Source organism: Bradyrhizobium sp. CCBAU 45321, assembly GCF_028128975.1.
Classification (GTDB): domain Bacteria; phylum Pseudomonadota; class Alphaproteobacteria; order Rhizobiales; family Xanthobacteraceae; genus Bradyrhizobium; species Bradyrhizobium yuanmingense.
Genome location: NZ_LFKZ01000131.1, coordinates 493867 through 513560, shown reverse-complemented (window position 1 = coordinate 513560; position 19694 = coordinate 493867). Strand labels below are relative to the sequence as shown.

24 protein-coding genes are annotated in these 19694 nt (G+C 64.3%); 19 read left to right on the top strand and 5 right to left on the bottom strand.

The window, feature by feature from the left end:
• Nucleotides 1-43: 43 nt before the first annotated feature.
• The gene (locus tag ACM43_RS38040; protein WP_271547197.1) at nucleotides 44-1240 is read right to left on the bottom strand and encodes an amidohydrolase family protein; all 1197 of its coding nucleotides are present in this window, start codon (nucleotides 1238-1240) and stop codon (nucleotides 44-46) included.
• Nucleotides 1241-1397: 157 nt separating this feature from the next.
• On the opposite strand from ACM43_RS38040, the gene ACM43_RS38035 reads away from it, so the two are divergent.
• The 8 genes from ACM43_RS38035 to ACM43_RS38000 all read left to right on the top strand — a co-directional run bounded on the left by ACM43_RS38035 (nucleotide 1398) and on the right by ACM43_RS38000 (nucleotide 5383).
• Nucleotides 1398-2171: a ferredoxin--NADP reductase gene (locus tag ACM43_RS38035; protein WP_271547196.1), complete on the top strand. Its 774-nt coding sequence runs from the start codon at nucleotides 1398-1400 to the stop codon at nucleotides 2169-2171.
• Between the two features lie 190 nt (nucleotides 2172-2361).
• Entirely contained in the window at nucleotides 2362-2685 is a 324-nt protein-coding gene (locus ACM43_RS38030) for a hypothetical protein (protein ID WP_128262257.1), read from the top strand.
• 101 nt (nucleotides 2686-2786) lie between these two features.
• A complete protein-coding gene (locus ACM43_RS38025) occupies nucleotides 2787-4058 on the top strand; it encodes a cytochrome P450 (RefSeq protein ID WP_271547195.1) in 1272 nt (423 codons plus the stop codon).
• A 148-nt stretch (nucleotides 4059-4206) separates the two neighbouring features.
• Entirely contained in the window at nucleotides 4207-4392 is a 186-nt protein-coding gene (locus ACM43_RS38020) for a hypothetical protein (protein ID WP_036001413.1), read from the top strand.
• 14 nt (nucleotides 4393-4406) lie between these two features.
• Nucleotides 4407-4607, top strand: coding sequence for a hypothetical protein (locus ACM43_RS38015; protein ID WP_036001325.1), 201 nt, complete (start codon nucleotides 4407-4409; stop codon nucleotides 4605-4607).
• A gap of 1 nt (nucleotide 4608) precedes the next feature.
• Nucleotides 4609-4836, top strand: a complete 228-nt coding sequence (locus ACM43_RS38010; protein ID WP_271547194.1) for a hypothetical protein — start codon at nucleotides 4609-4611, stop codon at nucleotides 4834-4836.
• Nucleotides 4837-4852: 16 nt separating this feature from the next.
• The gene (locus ACM43_RS38005) at nucleotides 4853-5116 is read left to right on the top strand and encodes a hypothetical protein (protein ID WP_036022354.1); all 264 of its coding nucleotides are present in this window, start codon (nucleotides 4853-4855) and stop codon (nucleotides 5114-5116) included.
• Between the two features lie 24 nt (nucleotides 5117-5140).
• Entirely contained in the window at nucleotides 5141-5383 is a 243-nt protein-coding gene (locus ACM43_RS38000; protein ID WP_036001316.1) for a hypothetical protein, read from the top strand.
• Nucleotides 5384-5418: 35 nt separating this feature from the next.
• On the opposite strand, the gene ACM43_RS37995 is transcribed toward ACM43_RS38000, so the two are convergent.
• Nucleotides 5419-6669, bottom strand: a complete 1251-nt coding sequence (locus ACM43_RS37995; protein ID WP_271547193.1) for a DUF763 domain-containing protein — start codon at nucleotides 6667-6669, stop codon at nucleotides 5419-5421.
• Nucleotides 6670-6795: 126 nt separating this feature from the next.
• Between ACM43_RS37995 and ACM43_RS37990 the strand changes: the two genes are divergently transcribed.
• From ACM43_RS37990 to ACM43_RS37965, 6 genes are all read left to right on the top strand, one after another.
• Nucleotides 6796-7938, top strand: a complete 1143-nt coding sequence (locus tag ACM43_RS37990) for a mechanosensitive ion channel family protein (RefSeq protein ID WP_128262252.1) — start codon at nucleotides 6796-6798, stop codon at nucleotides 7936-7938.
• Between the two features lie 84 nt (nucleotides 7939-8022).
• Complete coding sequence (locus ACM43_RS37985; RefSeq protein ID WP_271547192.1) at nucleotides 8023-8733, top strand: TetR/AcrR family transcriptional regulator; 711 nt, start codon at nucleotides 8023-8025, stop codon at nucleotides 8731-8733.
• Nucleotides 8734-8764: 31 nt separating this feature from the next.
• The gene (locus tag ACM43_RS37980; protein ID WP_271547191.1) at nucleotides 8765-9649 is read left to right on the top strand and encodes an amidohydrolase family protein; all 885 of its coding nucleotides are present in this window, start codon (nucleotides 8765-8767) and stop codon (nucleotides 9647-9649) included.
• A gap of 74 nt (nucleotides 9650-9723) precedes the next feature.
• Entirely contained in the window at nucleotides 9724-10437 is a 714-nt protein-coding gene (locus tag ACM43_RS37975; RefSeq protein ID WP_271547190.1) for a PIG-L deacetylase family protein, read from the top strand.
• Nucleotides 10434-11312 carry a hypothetical protein gene (locus tag ACM43_RS37970; RefSeq protein ID WP_271547189.1) on the top strand — a complete coding sequence of 293 codons (879 nt, stop codon included), beginning with the start codon at nucleotides 10434-10436 and terminating at the stop codon, nucleotides 11310-11312. Before ACM43_RS37975 ends, ACM43_RS37970 begins: the two co-directional genes overlap by 4 nt.
• A complete protein-coding gene (locus ACM43_RS37965; protein WP_271547188.1) occupies nucleotides 11312-12235 on the top strand; it encodes a DUF1932 domain-containing protein in 924 nt (307 codons plus the stop codon). Before ACM43_RS37970 ends, ACM43_RS37965 begins: the two co-directional genes overlap by 1 nt.
• Here the strand turns inward: ACM43_RS37965 and ACM43_RS37960 are convergent, their stop codons facing one another.
• Entirely contained in the window at nucleotides 12236-12559 is a 324-nt protein-coding gene (locus ACM43_RS37960; protein ID WP_271547187.1) for a hypothetical protein, read from the bottom strand.
• A 197-nt stretch (nucleotides 12560-12756) separates the two neighbouring features.
• Nucleotides 12757-13992 carry an amidohydrolase family protein gene (locus ACM43_RS37955; RefSeq protein WP_271547186.1) on the bottom strand — a complete coding sequence of 412 codons (1236 nt, stop codon included), beginning with the start codon at nucleotides 13990-13992 and terminating at the stop codon, nucleotides 12757-12759.
• 150 nt (nucleotides 13993-14142) lie between these two features.
• On the opposite strand from ACM43_RS37955, the gene ACM43_RS37950 reads away from it, so the two are divergent.
• Complete coding sequence (locus ACM43_RS37950) at nucleotides 14143-14559, top strand: nuclear transport factor 2 family protein (protein WP_157282281.1); 417 nt, start codon at nucleotides 14143-14145, stop codon at nucleotides 14557-14559.
• On the opposite strand, the gene ACM43_RS37945 is transcribed toward ACM43_RS37950, so the two are convergent.
• A complete protein-coding gene (locus tag ACM43_RS37945) occupies nucleotides 14556-15314 on the bottom strand; it encodes a GntR family transcriptional regulator (RefSeq protein WP_157282280.1) in 759 nt (252 codons plus the stop codon). The two genes, ACM43_RS37950 and ACM43_RS37945, sit on opposite strands and share 4 nt — an antisense overlap.
• Before the next feature lie 193 nt (nucleotides 15315-15507).
• On the opposite strand from ACM43_RS37945, the gene ACM43_RS37940 reads away from it, so the two are divergent.
• From ACM43_RS37940 to ACM43_RS37925, 4 genes are read left to right on the top strand one after another with little or no spacing between them, the layout of a single operon-like run.
• Nucleotides 15508-16365: an ABC transporter ATP-binding protein gene (locus tag ACM43_RS37940; RefSeq protein ID WP_271547185.1), complete on the top strand. Its 858-nt coding sequence runs from the start codon at nucleotides 15508-15510 to the stop codon at nucleotides 16363-16365.
• A complete protein-coding gene (locus ACM43_RS37935; protein ID WP_157282278.1) occupies nucleotides 16365-17141 on the top strand; it encodes an ABC transporter permease in 777 nt (258 codons plus the stop codon). Before ACM43_RS37940 ends, ACM43_RS37935 begins: the two co-directional genes overlap by 1 nt.
• Before the next feature lie 40 nt (nucleotides 17142-17181).
• On the top strand, nucleotides 17182-18207 hold the full coding sequence (locus ACM43_RS37930; protein WP_157282277.1) for an ABC transporter substrate-binding protein: 1026 nt from the start codon (nucleotides 17182-17184) through the stop codon (nucleotides 18205-18207).
• Nucleotides 18208-18223: 16 nt separating this feature from the next.
• Complete coding sequence (locus ACM43_RS37925; protein WP_271547184.1) at nucleotides 18224-19657, top strand: amidohydrolase family protein; 1434 nt, start codon at nucleotides 18224-18226, stop codon at nucleotides 19655-19657.
• The last annotated feature ends 37 nt before the right edge of the window (nucleotides 19658-19694 follow it).

The window sequence follows — 19694 nt, the reverse complement described above, 5'->3', positions numbered from 1 at the left end:
GCCTTCGAGGGACAATGCGGAGCGGCGGGCCGCTCGGGCTGCATCACTTCGCCACCACCTCCGGCACCTTGCCGGCCGGCGGCGTGTTGCGGCTGCGCTGGGTGCGGACGATGCCATCGATGATGGTCATGCCGATGCCGGGGAGGTCACCGAGTCGGACGCTCTCTAGGATGTTCTTGCCAGGCGAGTGCTGGGCCTTGTCCATGATGACGAAGTCGGCGGAGCGGCCGACCTCGATCAGGCCGCAGTCGAGCTGGCGCATCCGGGCGGTGTTGCCGGTGGCAAGGCAGAACGCGATCTCGGCCGGCAACTCGCCGAGCGAAGACAGCATCGAGACCATGCGCAGAATGCCGAGCGGCTGCACGCCGGAGCCGGCGGGCGCGTCGGTGCCGAGGATGACGCGGTGCAGGTCGCCCATCTCGCGCGCGGTGCGCAGCGTGAACAGCGCCGAGCGCTCATTGCCGTTGTGCACGAGCTCGAGGCCGCGCTTGCAGCCCTCACAGATGCAGCGGATCTGGTCGTCGGGCAGGGCGGTGTGGCCGCCGTTGATGTGGCCGACCACGTCGGTGTCGGCCTCCAGCACCACGTCCTTGTCGATCAGGCCGGAGCCGGGGATCGACGGGCCGCCGGTGTGGATGGTGCTCTGGATGCCGTATTTGCGCGCCCAGCCGACCATTTTCCGCGCGGTCGGGCCGTCCTTGACGCCGCCGAGGCCGACCTCGCCGAGCAGCTTGACGCCGTTGGCGGCCATCTCCTTGAAATCTTCTTCCACCATCTCGCATTCGATCACCGGCGCGCCGGCGTGAACCTTCACCCCGCCAGGACGCAAGGTCCAGAATGCGCGCTGGGCGAACACGGCCATGGCCTTGAGGCCGACGACGTCGCGGGGGCGGCCAGGCATGTGCACCTCGCCGGCGGAGATCATGGTGGTGACGCCGCCGTGGAGGTAGCTGTCGATCCAGTTGATCTGGTTCTGCCGCGGCGTCCAGTCGCCGGCGACAGGGTGGACGTGGCTGTCGATCAGGCCCGGCGCCACTGTGGTGCCGTTGGCGTCGACGATGGTGGTGGCGCCTTCGGTGTTGACGTCCTTGAAGCGGCCGATCGCGCTGATCTTGCCGTTCTCGGCGACGATGGTGTCGCCGTCCAGAATCGGCTTTTCCAAAGCGCCGGACAGGATCAGGCCGATATTGCGGATCACCAGCTTCGAGGGTCCGGTGGCCTGGGGTGCGTCATGCGCCATGGAAGGGGCTCCTTATTCCTAACTGCAACGCTTCCGATCTTGGGCAGCCTTGACCGCGGGATCAAGCCGGATTATTCATTAGTATACGAATGATCGTGTACAAACGACGCATAGCTGCCGGCCTCGGAACCGCAATCGACGCGACAGGGAAGGTGAGATGAGCAATTTCAATCAGGAAAGCGTTTTGAGCGTCCACCACTGGACGGACACGCTGTTCTCCTTCAAGACCACCCGCAGCCCGACCTTCCGCTTCCGTAACGGCGAATTCACCATGATCGGGCTCAAGGTGGGCGAGAAGCCGCTGCTGCGGGCCTACAGCGTCGCCAGCGCCAATTACGAGGACACGCTGGAGTTCTTCTCGATCAAGGTGCCGGACGGTCCCTTGACCTCGCGCCTCCAGCATTTGAAGGAAGGCGACGAGATCATCGTCAGCCGCAAGGCCACTGGCACGCTGGTGATCGACAATCTCGAAGAGGGGCGCAACCTCTACCTCATCGGCACGGGCACGGGCCTTGCGCCGTTCCTGAGCGTGATCAAGGATCCCGAGACCTATGAGCGGTTCGAGAAGGTGGTGCTGCTGCACGGCTGCCGGCACGTCAAGGAACTCGCCTATGGCGAGATGATCACCGAGCATCTGCCGAAGGACGAATTGCTCGGCGAGTGCATCCAGAATCAGCTGATCTACTACCCGACCGTGACCCGCGATCCCTTCCGCAACCGTGGCCGCATCACGGACCTCATCACCTCCGGCAAGCTGTTCGCCGACATCGGCCTTCCGGTGCTGGACGCCGCCCACGACCGCGTCATGATTTGCGGCAGCCCGGCCCTGGTGGCGGACACCCGGGTCCTCTTGGGCGAGCGCGGCTTCGTCGAGGGCAATCACGGCGAGCCTGCCCAGTTCGTGGTCGAGAAGGCGTTCGCCGAGCGCTGAGGCGTTTCTGAGCGAAGTGGATACCGGTTCGCGTCAAGAAAACGCGCCCAAATAAGAATCTAGAACCCCGTTGCGGGCCTCCAGATCCGGAATTTCTGCGCGAGAAGATCGCATTTTCGCCACCGCCGGGGCGTTGCGGCGCCGATTCGGCGCACGATACTATGTGGGACCGAATCAGCGGAGTTCCCACATGGTTGCGGACAGCGACAGCAACATCGCCTGGCACCGGGTTCAATTGAAGAAAAACCGCGCCGAGCTGAAGGCGCTGGAGACCGCGCGCTTCACGATGGGCGAGATCGCCACCTCGAAGCGTAACGGCCAGACGCAGAAGACGATCGCGGAACTCAAACGCAAGATCGCGCAGTCGGAGCGCGCGATCGCCGATCACGACAAACGTACGCGCCGTCCACTTGCAACGGACCTGCATAGCCTCAGCAATGGCAGCTGGAGCCATTGGGACGCCTACACCCAACAGCAGCGCAAGACCGGCCAGCGCTCCTCCGGGCGCGGATAGCCGCGGCTCGCCACGCCTGCGGCCGACGAGCAGACGCACTCTTGCGCCGGCTGCGTCGCGCACCATCTCGGTGATACGCCACCCATCGTTCCGGTGATCCCATGACAGTGCGCCTCGATTTCACCAGCGAGGCCTTCTTTCGCGATCCGCCCAAGGCGATCGCGAAATTGCGCATGTCCGCACCCGTGGTTGCGACGCGGTTTCCCATCATCGGCAATGTCTGGATCACCACGACCCATGACGCCACCGCGCAGGTCCTGAAGGACGGCGCGACCTTCACGTTGCGCAAGGAGGATGGCGATATCGCGGGCTTGCGCTGGTGGATGCCGAGGTTCGTCAGGACCATCGCCAACAACATGCTGACGATGGACGAGCCGGATCACACGCGGCTGCGCAGCATCGTGGACGAAGCGTTTCGCCGCCGCGCGATCGTCGCAATGGAGCCGCGCATCCGGGCCATCGCTGACGGTCTCGCCGTCGAGCTGTTTGCGGAGGAATGTCCAGCGGATCTGGTCGAGCGCTACGCACGCATCCTGCCGCTCGCGGTGATCTCGGAGCTGCTCGGCCTGCCGCTGGCAGATCGTCCAAAGTTCATCGCCTGGGCGAACGCGATGACCTCGCTGACGAATGTCGTCAGCTTCTTGTCCCTGCTGTTCGCGGTGCGCAAGATGCGCGCCTACCTCGAGCAGCAGTTGCAGATCGCGCGTGTCCAGGGCGGCGAGGGCCTGATTGCCGAACTGGTTCAGGTCGAGCGTGAAGGCGGCCAGATCACGCCGGATGAAATGGTTTCCATGGTGTTTCTGTTGCTCGGGGCGGGATCGGAAACCACCACCCATCTCATCAGCGGTTCCGTCTACGAGCTGCTCAGGAATCCCGAGCTGCGCGATTGGCTGGAACAGGATTGGAGCCGTGTCGGGCTCGCAGTCGAGGAGTTCCTTCGCTTCGTTTCGCCCGTCCAATTCTCCAAGCCGCGCTACGTGCGGCGCGATGTCGAGGTCGAGGGCGTGCGCCTGAAGAAGGGCGATCGCGTCATGGTGATGCTCGCCGCTGCGAACATGGATCCCGCGGTACATGATCTTCCCGAGACCCTCGATCTCGAACGCAAGCCGAACCGCCATATTTCGTTCGGCACAGGAATCCACTTCTGTCTCGGCCATCAGCTCGCGCGCATCGAGGCGGCCTGTGCGCTGGAGGCGCTGTTCGTGCGTTGGCCGAAATTGAGTCTTGCCGTTGATGCCGCTGAAATCCGCTGGCGCAGGCGGCCGGGCTTGCGCGCGATCGCGAAGCTTCCCGTCACGGCAGAGGGCCGCGGAACAGAGACGACTGCACGCAGCGGAACGAGGGGCCATCGTTCCCTCATCGCGACGAACTGACGCCGGCGGCGCCCTTTCGGAAAATCTTCGCCTGTTGTGAACGGCCAGGAACGGTGTGCCGTTCGTGCTGTTGTCATCCCGACATGACGCGGAGGGGAGTTCCTTGGGGCGCATGTCGCAGATCGACGTCTTAACGGGAGACCAGATCATGGCCAGCAAGATGCCACCTGTTCCACCGGACAATCAGAGCCGCAAGGGAACCGGCGATCGCAAGCAAATGTCCGCCGATCAGATGCCACACGGTCAGGAGCGCGTACAGAATCCGGATCAGCAGGGACAGCAGGGCAACATCAAGCAGAACACGACCAACCAAGGCTATCAGCAAGATCGCTGAGGAGGACGACATTCATGTCGACATCCACGAAGACACCGAACAGCATTCGACAGGGCGGACCCGGCGCCTCGCATGAGAACGCGAAGGCACCGCTTCAGGTGAAGAAGCCGCCGGCGGACGATCCGCAGCGCAGCCACAGCCGGGTTTCCGGCGGCGGTGGCGAGCGCGATTCCCATCACACGCACGACGAGGCCGGAAAGGGCGGAGGCAGGTGACATGACCAACAAGCAACCCAAGTTGTACGCGCCGACCGAAAAGGATCTGCATGACAACCCCCTGATCGGCGGGTCCAAGGGCGCGAACAGGGCAGGCGTTTCGCCTGACGACCTCGAAGACGTCCTGGGCGAGAACACGATCGAGGGCGACGTCGAGAACGACGTGAACGTCGGTGGCGGTATCGACAAGGATGTCGCGCGGAGCGGTTCGCCCCGAAGAGGCCGGTAAGATTTGGAGGCCCACAATGCAGGGCAAGAAGACTCACGAACAGCAAGTGCGCATCCTCGAGCGGAAGCCCGATGTTCCGGATGCGCGAGAACTTGAACAGGCCGCTGGTCATAACCCGCAAGACACGCGCGTCCATCGTGCCAACCCCGAAGCTCGTCACAGCGAGTTTCCAGTGAGCCGCGGCGGTCTCAACCAGGAGAGTGATCACAACAAGCACAACGATCCCGGTCAGAGCGGCCACAAGCCGCCCAAACCGACGGCGGCACAACAGAAGCACTAAATCATCGGAAGAGAGGAGAGACTGATGCCTGGTGGGCATGGCAGCAAGACGCACTTCAGATCGGGCATGCATGGCAAGGGCGACGGCACCGGCGCATTGACCGACGTGCCGAAGGAGATGATCGGCGACAACATGGTCCTGTCCAACCGAGATAAGAAACAGCATTCGGACATTCGCGGCATGGACGGCAAGTCCATCCAGACCGAACAATATCAGGACCACGCAGCAAACCGGCTCGATGAGAAGCCGGAGGCCGACGAGACCTGAGAGGGCGTTCGTTCCGCCAACTTGCGGACCGGTGTTCAGCCGGTCCGCTTTTTTGTGGGCGCAAGGTCACGCTCCCAGCCGAACACCGAACGGCCGTCGAGCTCCGGCGAGGCTGCACGTTCGCCGGCGATGAAAGCATCGACTGAGGGGCCGCGCGCGGTCCGCTCCAACCGCCGTGCCTGGTCGTCGAGGCGCTTGATCGCCTGCATCTCCTCGTCGCGTCCGAGCTTCGCGCTTCGGATCGCGCCCTTCAGCACCCGGATGGTCTCGTCATAGACCTTGATCGGAACGGGGTAGGGATGCCGGTCCTTGCCGCCATGGGCGAGCGAGAAACGGGCGGGGTCGGTGAAGCGATAGGGCGCGCCGTGCACGACCTCGGCGACCATCGCCAGCGAGCGCACCGTGCGCGCGCCGACGCCCGGCGTCAGCAGCAGCTCCGGAAAATCCACCGGGCCGCGTTCGGCTGCAGCGGCGAGCGTACCGTGCAAGCGGCGCGCGAACACGTCCTTGGGCCGCACATCATGATGCGCAGGCATGATCAGATGCGGCAGCATGCCTTGCGCCGGCGTGGACGAGGTCCCCGTGAGCCGCTCGAATTCGGAGACGATGCGATCCGGGCCGAGGTCGGAGAGCAGCTCGAGCTGTGCCGTCCGAGACAGATCGGCGCGATGATCGGTGAGATTGACGATCTCCCCCTGCTGCGGCCCGTCGATTGCGCTGTGCGGCGTATCGACAAAGCTTTTCAGCGCCTCGGAGTGCCAGTGATAGCGCCGCGCCTGCCGCTTGTCGCCGTTCATGCCCTGCTGCACCACCGTCCATTTGCCGTCAGTGGTGACGAAGAAGCCGTGCAGGTAAAGGTCAAAGCCGTCCTGGACCGCGGCGCTGTCGACCTTGGCGACCAGACGGCTGGCCCTGGTCAGCTTGACGCCGTCGAATCCGACGCGGTCGCCGAGCTGCAACAGCTCGTCCGGCGTCTTGCGCGAATGCTGACCGCGACCGCCACAGACGTAGATCCCGAGCTCGTCCTGGAGCGGTCCGAGCCCGCGCTTCAGCGCGCCGATCACCGAGGTGGTGATGCCGGAGGAGTGCCAGTCCATTCCCATCACGGCGCCAAACGACTGGAACCAGAATGGATGCGACAAGCGCTGCAGAAACGCGTCGCGGCCGTAATGATGCACGATCGCCTGGGTGACGATCGCCCCGAGCGAGGACATGCGACTTGCCAGCCAGGGCGGAACCCGCCCGGTATGAAGAGGAAGATCGGCGCTGCCGGTTCGTCGAGTCATGGCGACAAGCCTAGCGCAGCTCAGCGACGGTTGCACCTGCGGGATGCTGCATTGCACGGGGCGGGGGAGCGAAGCCGGCCGGGATGCGTTGTGCGGGTTGCGTGAATGCAATGATGGGGATGATCCATGGATTGGCAGGCTCTGACGGCCGATATCGACAGGATGTTCGGCTGGATACCGTCATGGTTCATCGGCCTCACCCTGGTTGCCGGCGCGATCCTTCTTGCCCTGCTCGCCTACCGGGTCGCCACATGGCTGCTCAACCGCGCTTTCGGAACGCGGCTTCCGCTCTTGAGCGTGTTCATCGAGCGCACCTCGGGCCCCGCGCAAATGGCGCTTTGCCTTGCCGCCGTCGCAATGGTGCTGCCGCTGGCGCCGCTCGACGATACGATCCGCACCCCCCTGACGCGGCTGTTCGTCGTGGCCTTTATCGCGCTGATCGGCTGGATCTCGATCCGGATCGTCGACATGAGCGCGGCGCGCTACTTGCAGAATTTTCGCGATGTCACCGAAAATTTCGTCGCGCGCAAGCACGTCACGCAGGTGCGCGTGTTCAAGCGCGTCACCGACACCATCATCGTCATCATCACGGTCTCCGCCGCGCTGATGACGTTCGACTCCGTGAAGCAATACGGAGTCAGCCTATTCGCCTCCGCAGGTGCTGCCGGCATCATCGTCGGCCTTGCCGCGCGCCCGCTGCTGAGCAATCTGATCGCCGGCCTGCAGATCGCGATCACCCAGCCGATCCGCATCGAGGATGCGGTGATCATCGAAAACGAATGGGGCTGGATCGAGGACATCGCCTCGACCTATGTCGTGATCCGGCTGTGGGATTGGCGCCGCATGGTGGTGCCGCTGTCCTACTTCATCGAAAAGCCGTTCCAGAACTGGACGCGCGACACCGCATCCCTCATCGGCGTCGTCGCGCTGCATGTCGACTACCGCGCCGACGTCCCGCGCATCCGACGCTGGCTGGAGGAGGCGGTGAAGCAGTCGAAGCTGTGGGACGGGGAGGTGGTGAATCTCCAGGTGATCGATGCCGATTCGCGCACCATCGAGCTTCGGGCGCTGGTCAGTGCCAGGAACGCACCGCAGTCGTGGGACCTGCGCTGCGAGATCAGGGAGAAGCTCATCGCCTTCATCCGCGACGAGATGCCGGAGGCGCTGCCGCGCGACCGCGCCATCCTGATCCCGTCGGGAGACGGAGAGGGCGATCTCGGACTGCGTCCCGCACCGCCGGAGAAGATGCGGGCGAGCGCCAGTCACTGAACGGCGCTTACGCGCCTGCGCCGTCCCGCTATGACCACGTTCTTGTTGACGAGACCTGATCTTTTGTACGATAGTACAAATCTCATGGTACGCAAGCCCACCAGCAAGGAAGCGGCCCGCAAGCCGAACATGCGCGAGGCGATCCTCGCCGCCGCGGAGGAGCTGTTCTCCACCAACGGCTTCAATGCCGTATCGGTGCGCGACATTGCGCAAGCTGCCGGGGCAAATCCGGGCAGCGTGACCTATCATTTCAAGACCAAGGACGGTTTGCTGCTGGAGATCTACCGGCGTCATTGCGGGCCGATGAATCTGCGCCGTTCCGAGCTGCTCGCGGCCGCAAAGCGCGTGCGCGATCTCCAGGACCGGCTGGAGGCGATCGTTCGCGCCTATGTGGTGCCGGCCTTCACCTCGGGCAGCGATCTCGCCGGTGGCGGGGCGCGTTTCACGCGGCTGCGCGCGGTGATGTCAGCGGAAGGCAACGAGGTCGCGCGAAAGATCATCGCGCAGACCTTCGACGACACCAGCCATGCCTTCATCGACGCGGTGCATGAGAGCCTGCCGCACATTCCGCGCACGGACATCGTCTGGCGCAGCCATTTCCTGCTCGGCGCGCTCTATTATTCGCTGGTGACGCCGGAGCGCGTGTCGCGCCTGTCGCGCGGCGAGGCCGACGGCAGCGATGCCGCTTGCGCCATCGAGCAGTTGGTGCAGGCCACCGTCGCGGCCTTCCAGGCGCCGGCGCTGGATGAGGCCGCGCCGGCGCGGCGGCGGCCGGTCGTCGCCGGCAAGGCGTGAAGCAAGAAATCTCGCTTCGGCGGTTCACCTCATGACGATGATGTACACGCCGACCATCCCACCGCCCGACCCGAACACGCGCACGCCGAAGTTCAGGCTGCCGCAGCTGTCGTGTGACGCGCATTGCCACATCTTCGGGCCCGGCGCGAAATACCCTTACGCGCCGGATCGCTCCTACACGCCGCCGGATGCACCGCTGGAGGATTTTCGCTTCCTGCATGCCAAGCTCGGCGTGGAGCGCGCCGTCATTGTCAATGCCAGCGTGCACGGCACCGACAACAGGGTGGCGCTCGATGCGATCGCTGAGAGCAATGGCGCCTACCGGGCCGTCGCCAATATCGATGGCGCCATCACCGAGCGCGACCTGCGCGTCCTGCACGAGGGCGGCTTTCGCGGCTGCCGCTTCAATTTCGTCCGCCATCTCGGCGGCGTACCCGACAAGCGCGTGTTCGACCGCATCGTCGCGATGGTCGCACCGCTCGGCTGGCACGTCGACCTGCATTTCGATGCGATCGATCTGCCCGAATATGCCGACATGCTCACAAGGCTGCCGCTGACTTACACCATCGACCATATGGGTCGGGTGAAGGCGGCCGATGGGCTAGACCAGCTGCCGTTCAAGATACTGATCGAGCTGATGCAGCGCGACGAGAAGTGCTGGGTGAAAATCTGCGGCCCGGAGCGGGTGTCCTCTATCGGTCCGCCGTTCACCGATGCGGTGCCGTTCGCGCGAAAGATCGTCGAGACCGCGCCGGATCGTGTCATCTGGGGCACAGACTGGCCGCATCCCAACGTCAAGGTGATGCCGAACGACGGCGATCTCGTCGATCTGATTCCGCTGTTCGCGCCGGAGCCGGAGGTGCAGACGAAGATTTTGGTCGACAATCCCGCGCGCCTGTTGGGGTTCGAGGCGTGACGACGTCATCGCGCCCGGCACGCTGCGCGGACATGCGCTGTGGACGCATGCATACGAACGAAAAGGAGTAGCCCATGAAAACAGGTCTCGTCGTCACCGCCCATCCCGGCGATTTCGTCTGGCGCGCCGGCGGCGCCATCGCACTGCATGCGAAGAAGGGCTATCGGATGAAGATCGTGTGCCTGTCCTTCGGCGAGCGCGGCGAGAGCCAGTTCGCCTGGAAGGAGCAGGGCGCGACGCTGGAATCGGTCAAGGCCGGCCGCAAGGACGAGGCGGAACGGGCGGCCAAGCTGCTCGGTGCCGAGATCGAGTTCTTCGATTGCGGTGACTATCCGCTGAAGCTCACCGACGCGCATTTCGACCGCATGGTCGACATCTACCGCGAGCTAAATCCGAGCTTCGTGCTGACGCATGCGCTGGAAGACCCCTATAATTTCGACCATCCGAACGCGGCGCATTTCGCGCAGGAGACGCGTGTGGTCGCGCAGGCCATGGGCCACAAGCCCGGCGCGCAGTACAAATATTCGGCGCCGCCGGTGTTCCTGTTCGAGCCGCACCAGCCCGAGCAGTGCAATTACAAGCCGGACACGATCCTCAAGATCGACGAGGTCTGGAAGGAGAAATACGAGGCGTTCCAGATCCTCGCTGCGCAAAAGCATCTCTGGGGCTATTACGAGCGCGTCGCGCTCAACCGCGGCATCCAGGGCAGCCGCAACACCGGCGTTGCCATGACCTATGGCGAGGCCTATCAGCGCCTGTTTCCGACGGTTGCGGACGAGCTGGCATGAAGCCGGTCCGCAACATCAAGCTGAAGGTCGTACTCGGCAGTCACCACCATGTGCAGGCGGTGAAGAGCGGGGCGCTCCGTTCCGACCTGTTCGATCTCGATTTCATCGAATACACGCCGACCAACACGGCGTTCAAGCCGATGGTGCGCGAGCAGGCCTTTGACGTCTGCGAGATGGCGATCGTCACCTATTTGATGGCGAAAGCGCACGGCAAGCCGCTGGTGCTGATGCCGGCGACCATGCTCGGCCGCTTCCAGCATTCCTACGCTCTCTATAATCCCGCGCATGGGACGCTCGGGCCCACCGATCTCGAAGGCAAGCGGGTCGGTATCCGCTCCTTCACGACCACGACGGGCGCTTGGATCAGGGGTATCCTCGCCAACGATTACGGCGTCGATCTCGACAGGATTCGCTGGATCACCTTCGAGAATCCGCATGTGGCCGAATATGTCGACACCACCGAGCGCGCGCCGAAGGACAAGAAGATCCTGCAGATGCTGCTCGACGGCGAGCTCGATGCTGTCCTCGGCGAAACCTCCGATGATCCCAAGCTGAAGCCGCTGTTTCCCGATCCGGCCGCGGAGGCCGCCCGATGGTATTCGCGGCGCGGCGTCGTGCCGGTCAACCATCTCGTGGTCGTGACCGAGAGCCTGGCGAAATCGCGCCCCGACGTGGTCGCCGGCGTCTATGATCTGCTCAAGCGGAACAAGGCGCAGACGGGACCGACGGCAACGCCGGACCTCGTTCCGTACGGGATCGAGGCCAACAGAAAACCGCTCGAGCTGATCATCGACTACGCATTCCAGCAGGCGCTGATCCCTCGCCGCTATTCGGTCGATGAGCTCTTTGACGAGACGACACGAGGACTGAACTGATGGCAGGTGATCCCAGGCGCTGGCAGATCGGGTTGGTCGGCTATGGCGAGGTCGGCAGGATTTTGGCCGAGGATTTGCGCCAGCAGGACATCAAGGTCTCAGCCTACGACATCAAGCTCGGAGGCGAGCAGGGCGCGTTGCTGCAAGGGCATGCGGCGAAATTCGGTGTCGCTCTTGCAACTTCTCACGCCGAGCTGGCCGCGAAGTCCGACTTCATCATCTCCGCCGTCACGGCGAGCCAGGCCGTGCCGGTCGCAAAGGCCTGTGCGGCAGCGCTCAATCAGGGCACCTGGTTTCTCGATTTCAACTCGGCCTCTCCTGGTGCCAAGCAGCGCGCGGCGGCGCTGATCGATGGTGCCGCCGGGCGCTATGTCGAGGGCGCGGTGATGACCTCGGTGCCGCCTTATCGCATCAAGGTGCCTTTGCTGCTCGGCGGACCCGGCGCGAGGGAGCTCGAGCCGCTTCTGAATACGATCGGTTTCGCGGCCAAGGTTGCCAGTGACAAGCTTGGCGTGTCCTCGGCCGTCAAAATGTGCCGCAGCATCATGATCAAGGGCCTTGAGGCCATGGTCATCGAGAGCTTCACGACGGCGCGTGCCTATGGCGTCGAGGATGCGGTGCTGGCGTCGCTTGCGGAAACGTTCCCCGGCATCGATTGGGAGGAGCTGGGCGCCTATTGCTTCCAGCGCGTGATCGAGCACGGCCGCCGCCGGGCGGAAGAGGTGCGGGAGGTCGCCGAGACCGTGCGCGAGGCGGGCCTGACGCCGTGGTCGGCGCAAGGCACGGCCGAGCGGCAGGCCTGGATGGCCGATCTCGCCGATGAGGGGCAGTTCGGGTTGAGAGGCAGCGGGGAGTTCGCCCGCAGTGCGGACTGGCGCACCGAGGCGGACCGGATCCTGGCGAAGATCAATCGGACGAAATAGTCAGCTCAGGACCGGGTCGCGGGATTCGAAGCTCCCGACCTGGTCACGCGCGCGTTCGATGAGGTCGATCAGATTGCGGGCTTTACGGACGAGCTGCTCGGTGGCCGGCTGGGTGCGGAACTCCGCCAGCACGGCGCGAACGCACTTGCTAGCGGCATCGAGCGTCCAGAGCGTACGGTTCACGTCGGCCTGCGTCTGGATGGCCGAGATGTCGAGGCCCGAGAGAACGTGGCCGATGCCGTCCAGCCGATTCACCGCCGTATCGGTCGGCGTTCGGGCGTGGACGGAATCATCGATGCTGCTGAATGCGCTGAACAGACTCATACTTCCCCACTGAACGCAGATTGTCAGTGCACGTTCTAGTTACGACGGCGCGGCCTGCCTCGCAATGCGTTGAGCTACGGTCCGGGATTCTACCGAACTCGGGTCGGCGCGGACCGGCGGTAAAATCGAACTGCCGTGGCCCCGCGGCCCGATCAGGTCGTGCGCGCGATGCCCGAAATATCGGCCGCGAAACGCGCTCAGCTCTTGAACAGGGTCGGCCGCGGCCGTGCAAATGTCTGCTGGCCGCGCTTGAAGCCCATCAGGACGTCAGGCAGCTCGGCGATGGCGAATCGGCTGTCCTTGGTATCGACCACGATCAGATCGGCGGGATTGCCGACCTCGATGCCGTAGTCGGCGAGGTTCATCAGCCGGGCCGGCAGCCCGGTCACGAGGTCCAGGCAGGTGTCGAAGTCGCTGACCGAGGCGTGCGCGACGTTCGCATAGAAGTTCGCCATCCGCAGCAGCGAGGCATCGCCGAACGGCGTGAAGGGATTGAGCACGTTGTTGGTCGCGACCGAGCAGAGCACGCCGTCGCCGGCAAGCTTGTGGGCGAGGGTCAGCCCGCGCGGCGCGTTGTGCGTGGCCTCGCGCCCCATCAGATAGAGATCGGTCGCGGGCAGGACGGTGACCGCAACGCCTGACCTTGCCAGTTGCGCAGTGGCCGCCTTCATCCGTTCGGGGGGCAAGGCCGACAGTTTCGTGGCATGGCCGATCGCGACGCGTCCGCTGTAGCTGCGCTGCTCGGTCTGGCGACAGACCTCGTCGATATGCCACCAGGAGGGATCGAGGTCGAAATCGAGATGGAGATCGACGTCGATGTCGAATTCCTCAGCGAGATCGAAGATGCGCGCGAGATGGGCGTTCGGGTCGGTGTCCATGTAGGGACAACCGCCAATGACCTCGCCGCCTTCGCGCAGCGCCTGGGCCAGCAGCTCCTCGGCTCCGGGATCATTGGTGAGGCCTTCCTGCGGGAAGACGCAGAGCTCGAGATCGATCGCCCAGGCGTAATCGCGCTTCAGCGCCTTGACCGCCTCGAAGCCGCGAAGGCCGATGCGAGGGTCGATCTCGACATGCGTGCGCATGCGCGTCGTGCCGTTGACGATGGCGCGTTCGAGCACTCTGGCGCCGCGCGCGTAGACGTCCTCGATCGTGAAATCCTTCTTCATCGCGGCGACGGCGCGGATCGCCTCCGAGACGCTGCCGTGATCGTGGCCGCAGCGGCCGAGCAGGCAGGCCTTGTCGAGATGGATGTGGGTGTCGACGAAGCCGGGGAGGGCGAGGAGGCCGCCGACCTCGATCTCGGCGGCCTCGCACGCCAACTTCGGCGCGATCGCGGCTATGCGGCCGTCCTTCACGCCGATATCGACGGGTGCGGCGGAAGAGCGCAACAGCGCGTTGCGGAAGACCAGGTCGAAGGCGGCTTGGGTGGTCATGGCGTTGGATTCAGCTGCAGCAGCCTAGCCGAAGCCGCGGGAGGGGGCAGCTCCAGATTGTGTGCAGTGCTGAGGCCGTATTGTCTAAAAAATGTGCATGCACTTTGAGGCCCAGATTGTAAAATAGCGGCGTCCCAAGAGAATCCCGCGATGTCTATTCCCGCAAAAGCCGAAAGCCCGATGACCGACGCCGAGATTGTCGAAGCCTATCTCACCGCTTCGATGATACCGGATCCCGATGCCGCTGCGGCCTATATGAAGCCTGGCACGGTGATCACGTTCACCGGTGGGCGCGCGTTCGACCATCCGCGCGGGCCGACCGGCTTCAACGCGAAGCGCTATCGCTGGGTCAAGAAGAAGATGGACCGGTTCGACGTCTGCCCGGGCGCGGACGAGACCGTCGTCTACAGCGTCGGCACGCTCTATGGCGAGTGGATGGACGGCACGCCGTTCGAGGGCAACCGCTATGTCGATCGCTTTGTCGTGAGGGACGGGCAGATCGTGAAGATGGACGTCTGGAACGATAGCGCCGAGCGCATTCTCGTTCAGCGCGGCATCGAGGCCTAACTCCGTCGAGCCAGCTTCGGCAGCTTGATCACCCGATTGCTCGTCACCTCGTCCGCATAGGGTGCGAGGATGTCGAGCAGATCGCGGCCGCGCTGCGGAGTGGGAGCGACCAGCGCACGATTGGCCACCGAATCCAGGTGATGATGCATCAATTCCATCACCTTGGCCGCATCGCCCTTGGCCAGCGCTGCGATGATGGCGCGGTGCTCGTTGATGGCGCATTCGGTGGAATGCGGCCGGCTGTAAAGCGACAGCGTCAGGCAGCAGCGATAGGCGACCTCGCTGACATAGCGCACCAGGATTGGGCTGTTCGTCATGTGCGCGAGCAGGATGTGGAATTCGGTCGCGAGGCGGATCGACACCGCATCCGTGCCGTCGCGGGCGCGATCTTCGGCATCGACATGGGCGTTCAGCTCGGCGATCTGCGCCTTGGTCAGCTTGCCCGCGAGCTGGCGCACGACGAGGCGTTCGAGCTCGATGCGAATGTCGAAGGCATCGCGCGCCTCCTGCCAGCTCGGCGTCGCCACTACGGCGATCCGGTTGCGGCGGAGCTCGACTAGGCCTTCGGCGGCGAGTTGGCCCAGTGCATGGCGGGCGATGGTGCGGCTGACGCCGAAACGTTCGCCGAGCGCATCCTCCGGCAGCTTGGCGCCTGGCTCCAGCGCCTGTTCGATGATGGCGCGCCGGAGCGCGCGGCAGATCACGCTGACCTTGTCCGACGATTCAGAAGTCTTGCTACTGGCGCGCGCCGCCATCGGCAAATCCCATGGGAGTGACATCTCTCTTTAGCACAGGCTCGCGTCGATTCAGCGCTCCAATTGCATGCCGTTTGGCCTCCGGACTGCCTAAATCGAATCCGGCGATTTGGCGCGGATTTCGGCTAGGCCATTGATTTCGCGGGGCTCGATCGCTGGCATCCAGCTTGCATGCACTTTTCCTGTGATGCGCATGCAACCCAACGCCCAATTCGACGGCCAGCCCGTTCCCGAAGGCTCGGCCACGCCCGCCATCGAGCTGTCCGAGGCCTCGGTCACCTTCGGGCGCGGCGACCGCGCCGTGCCTGCTTTGTCGAAGACCACGCTCAAGATCGCCGACGGCGAGTTTGTCGCATTGGTCGGCCCATCCGGATGCGGCAAATCGACCATTTTGCGGCTGGTCAGCGGCCTGGTGCAGCCGACCAGCGGCGTCGTCATCGTCGGCGGCCGCGAAGTGGCGGCGCGGGCGATGCGGGTCGGCATGGCCTTTCAGAACCCGACCATGCTGCCGTGGATGACGATCGAGCGGAACATCATGCTGCCGCTGAAGATCGTCGAGCCGTTCCGCTCGAAGTTCCGCAAGCTGCGCAAGACCGAATTCCGCGACAAGGCTAATGCCCTGCTGGAGCAGGTCGGCCTCAAGGGCTTCGGCAATCGCTATCCCTGGCAGCTCTCCGGCGGCATGCTCCAGCGCGCCAATCTCTGCCGCGCGCTGATCCACGAGCCGCGCATGCTGCTGCTCGACGAGCCCTTTGGCGCCCTCGACCAGTTCACCCGCGAGGAGCTATGGGCGATCCTCCAGAATCTCTGGATGACGCACAAGCCGACCGTGCTGCTGGTGACGCACGATCTGCGCGAGGCGGGCTTCCTTGCCAGCCGCATCTGCGTGATGAGCGCGCGCCCCGGCCGCATCCTCGACGACAGCCGCGTCGAATTCGCGCGGCCGCGCACGGTCGCGATGACGTTCGAGCCGGATTTCGTCGCGCTGAACCAGAAGCTGCGCGCCTTCATCGAGGATGCGCGCAGCGCCGCTGATCAGGGGGCAGGCTGATGTTCGGGATCGATGTCAGGCAGAAAGCGTGGTCGGCGGGGCTGATCGTGCTGTTCTTCGTCGCCTGGGAGCTGTTCTGCCTAATGTCCGGCATGTCCGACCTGGTGCTGCCGCGACCCTCGCAGGTGTTCGTGACGCTGGTCCAGCGCTTCCCGGTACTGTGGCCGCATATCGTGCAGACGCTGGCCACCACCATGCTCGGCTTCGTGCTTGGCGTCGCGCTCGGCGTCGCCCTCGGCGCGATCATCGGCGTGTCGAAGACGGCCTACGACACCTGCTATCCGCTGCTGATCGGCTTCTCCTCGATCCCCAAGGTCGCGGTGGTGCCGATCTTCGTGCTGTGGTTCGGCTCCGGCACGGTGCCGGCGGTGCTGACTGCGCTGTCGATCTGCTTCTTCCCGATCGTGGTCAACATCGCGACCGGCCTTGCTACCACCGAGCCCGAGCTTGAGGACGTCTTGAAGGCGCTCGGCGCCAGCAAGCTCGACATCCTCTGGAATGTTGGTCTGCCGCGCACCATGCCGTTCTTCTTTGCTTCGCTGAAGGTTGCGATCTCCTACGCCTTCGTCGGCGCGGTGCTGTCTGAGACGGTCGCCTCCAACCGCGGCATCGGCAACGTCATGATGACCGCGTCCTCCAATTTTAACGTGCCGCTGGTGTTCGCCGGCTTGTTCGTGCTCGCCGGGCTCGGTGTCGCGCTCTACGTCGTGTTCTCGCTGATCGAAGGGCAGGTCACCGGCTGGGCCACGCGCAAGAACGACGTGATCGCCACCTGATTTTTCCAACCGTCACGCAACGAAGCTTGAGGAGGTCTCGATGTTGAGAAACGTAACTGCCGCGCTGTTGGCATTGGCCCTGTCCACGGGGGCCGCAATCGCCCAGGAGACCACGATCAAGTTCACACTGGGCTGGAAAACCCAGGGCAGCGACGCTGCCTTCTTCTATGCCAAGGACAACGGCTTCTTCAAGGAGGAAGGCCTCAACGTCGTCATCGATCAGGGCGAGGGCTCCGGCGCCACCGTCACGCGTGTGATGTCCGGCGCCTATGACGCCGGCTTCGGCGACGTCAACGCCATCATCCAGAACGCCTCGACCAAGCCGCAGGAGGCGCCCGTCATGGTCTACATGATGTGGAACCAGCCGCCGTTCGCCATCGTCGCCAAGAAGAGCAGCGGCATCAACACCATCAAGGATTTCGAGGGCCGCACGCTCGGCGGTGCGCAGGGCACGCCGACGACGCGCTTGTTGCCGGTGTTCACCCGCAAGAACGGGCTCGACGGCGAGAAGATCAAGATCTCCAACATGGCGCCGAACCTGCAGGAGCCGATGCTGATCAAGGGCGACATCGATGCGGCCCTCGTCTTCAACATCACCAGCTATTTCAATCTGGTGCTCAACCGCCAGGATCCGGACAAGGACTTCAAATGGTTTTCGTTCGGTGAATATGGCCTCGATCTCTACTCCAACGGCGTGATGGTCTCCCGCAAGCTGATCGCCTCGAATCCGAAGGCCGTCGCGGGCCTGGTGCGCGCCATCAACAAGGGTGCGATCGCGATCGCCAAGGACCAGAATGCCGGCATGAAGGCGGCACTGAACTACGACAACCTCATTAACGCCGAGGTGGAGAAGCGCCGGCTGCAATATTCCTTCGAGAAGCTGATCGTCTCGCCGGAGATGAAGGAGATCGGCATCGGCGACATCAAGGACGAACGGATGACGCGCGCGATCGGCATCGTGGTCGAGGGCTATCAGCTCGCCCGTGCGCCGACGCCGGCCGAGGTGTTCTCGCGCGAATTCCTGCCGCCGCGCGCGGAGCGGGAGCTGGTGTACACTGCCAACTGAACTTGGAGGAACAGCCATGGCCACGGAGATCTCGGCAACCAGCCTGTTCCGTGGCCCTGACCGTGGCGTCAGCGAGAACGTCGTGCTGCGGCACGACGACGGCGTCATCACCGAAATCTCGGAAGGAGCGGGGCCGGCGCCTCGCTCCTTCGTCATCCCCGCCTTCGTCAACGCCCATGATCATGCCCGTGCCACGGCGTCGTCCTTCGGTGCGGTCGGCATGCCCCTGGAAAGCTGGATTTTGCGAACCGCGCTGGGCTCGCCGATCGATCCCTATCTGACAGCCGTCTCGGCATTGGCCCGTTCCGCCAAGGCAGGCTGCGCGGCGATGATGGTCCATTACACGCGTCCGAGCGGGACGATGCCGCTGCTGGACGAGGCCAAGGCCATCGCGAAAGCCGCATCCGAGGTCGGCATCCGCATCGCCTTTGCATTGGCGGTGCGCGATCAGAATCCCATCGTCTACGGTGATGCCGAGCCGTTGCTTTCTGGGCTTCCCGGGAACGAACGCAAGACCATCGAGGATCTCTTCGTTCGCGCGCCGCTGTCGCCGAAGGCCTATGTCGAGCTCACCGACGCAATTGCCGCAGCCACCGCCGGGCCGATGGTGGACGTGCAGCTCGGGCCGGCCGGTGTGCAATGGTGCTCGAAGCCGCTGCTGGAGGCCGTCGCGGAGAACTCCGCGCGGACCGGTCGCCGCATTCACATGCATCTGCTGGAAACAGTGTACCAGCGCGCCTGGGCCGACCAGCACTTTCCGGACATGGTGCGCTGGCTTCGCGATGTCGGCTTTCTCTCCGAGCGGCTGACGCTGGCGCATTGCATTCACGCCCGTCCGGATGAGCTGGAGATGATCGCCGCCTCCGGCGCACGCATCGTCACCAATTTCAGCTCGAACATGCATTTGCGCTCGGGCCTCGCCCCGATCGCCGCCGCGCACAGATGCGGCTGCGCCATCACTGTGGGCGTCGACGGCCTGGCGCTGGACGAGGATGACGACATTTTGCGCGAGATGCGGCTGGTGCAGATGGTCCATGGCGGCCTCGGCTTCAAGGCGACATGGACGCCGCCCGAGATGTTTTCGCTCGCCATCCGCAACGGACGCCATGCGACCGGGGCGCCCGGGAATGGTGAGCTCGCGGCGGGCAATCCGGCCGACTACGTCGTGATCGATCTTGATCGGCTCGATCGTGACCAGATCATGCCGGTCGATCCCATGGCGCTGCTGTTTGCGCGTGGCAATGCGTCGCTGGTGAAGGAGGTGGTCGTCGCCGGCAGGACGATCGCGCGGGACGGGGTCTGCACGGGCGTCGACCTGCCGGCCATCGAGCGCGAATTGCGGGCGATGTATCGCGCCAATGTCGGCAAGCTCGACAGCTTCCGGCGGATGTGGCCGTCCCTGTCGGATCGGCTGAGCGGCTGGTTCGAGCAGCAGCTGACCTGCGAGTGACGCGCCGATGGGCGCCGCGACGGAATGTATATCAAAC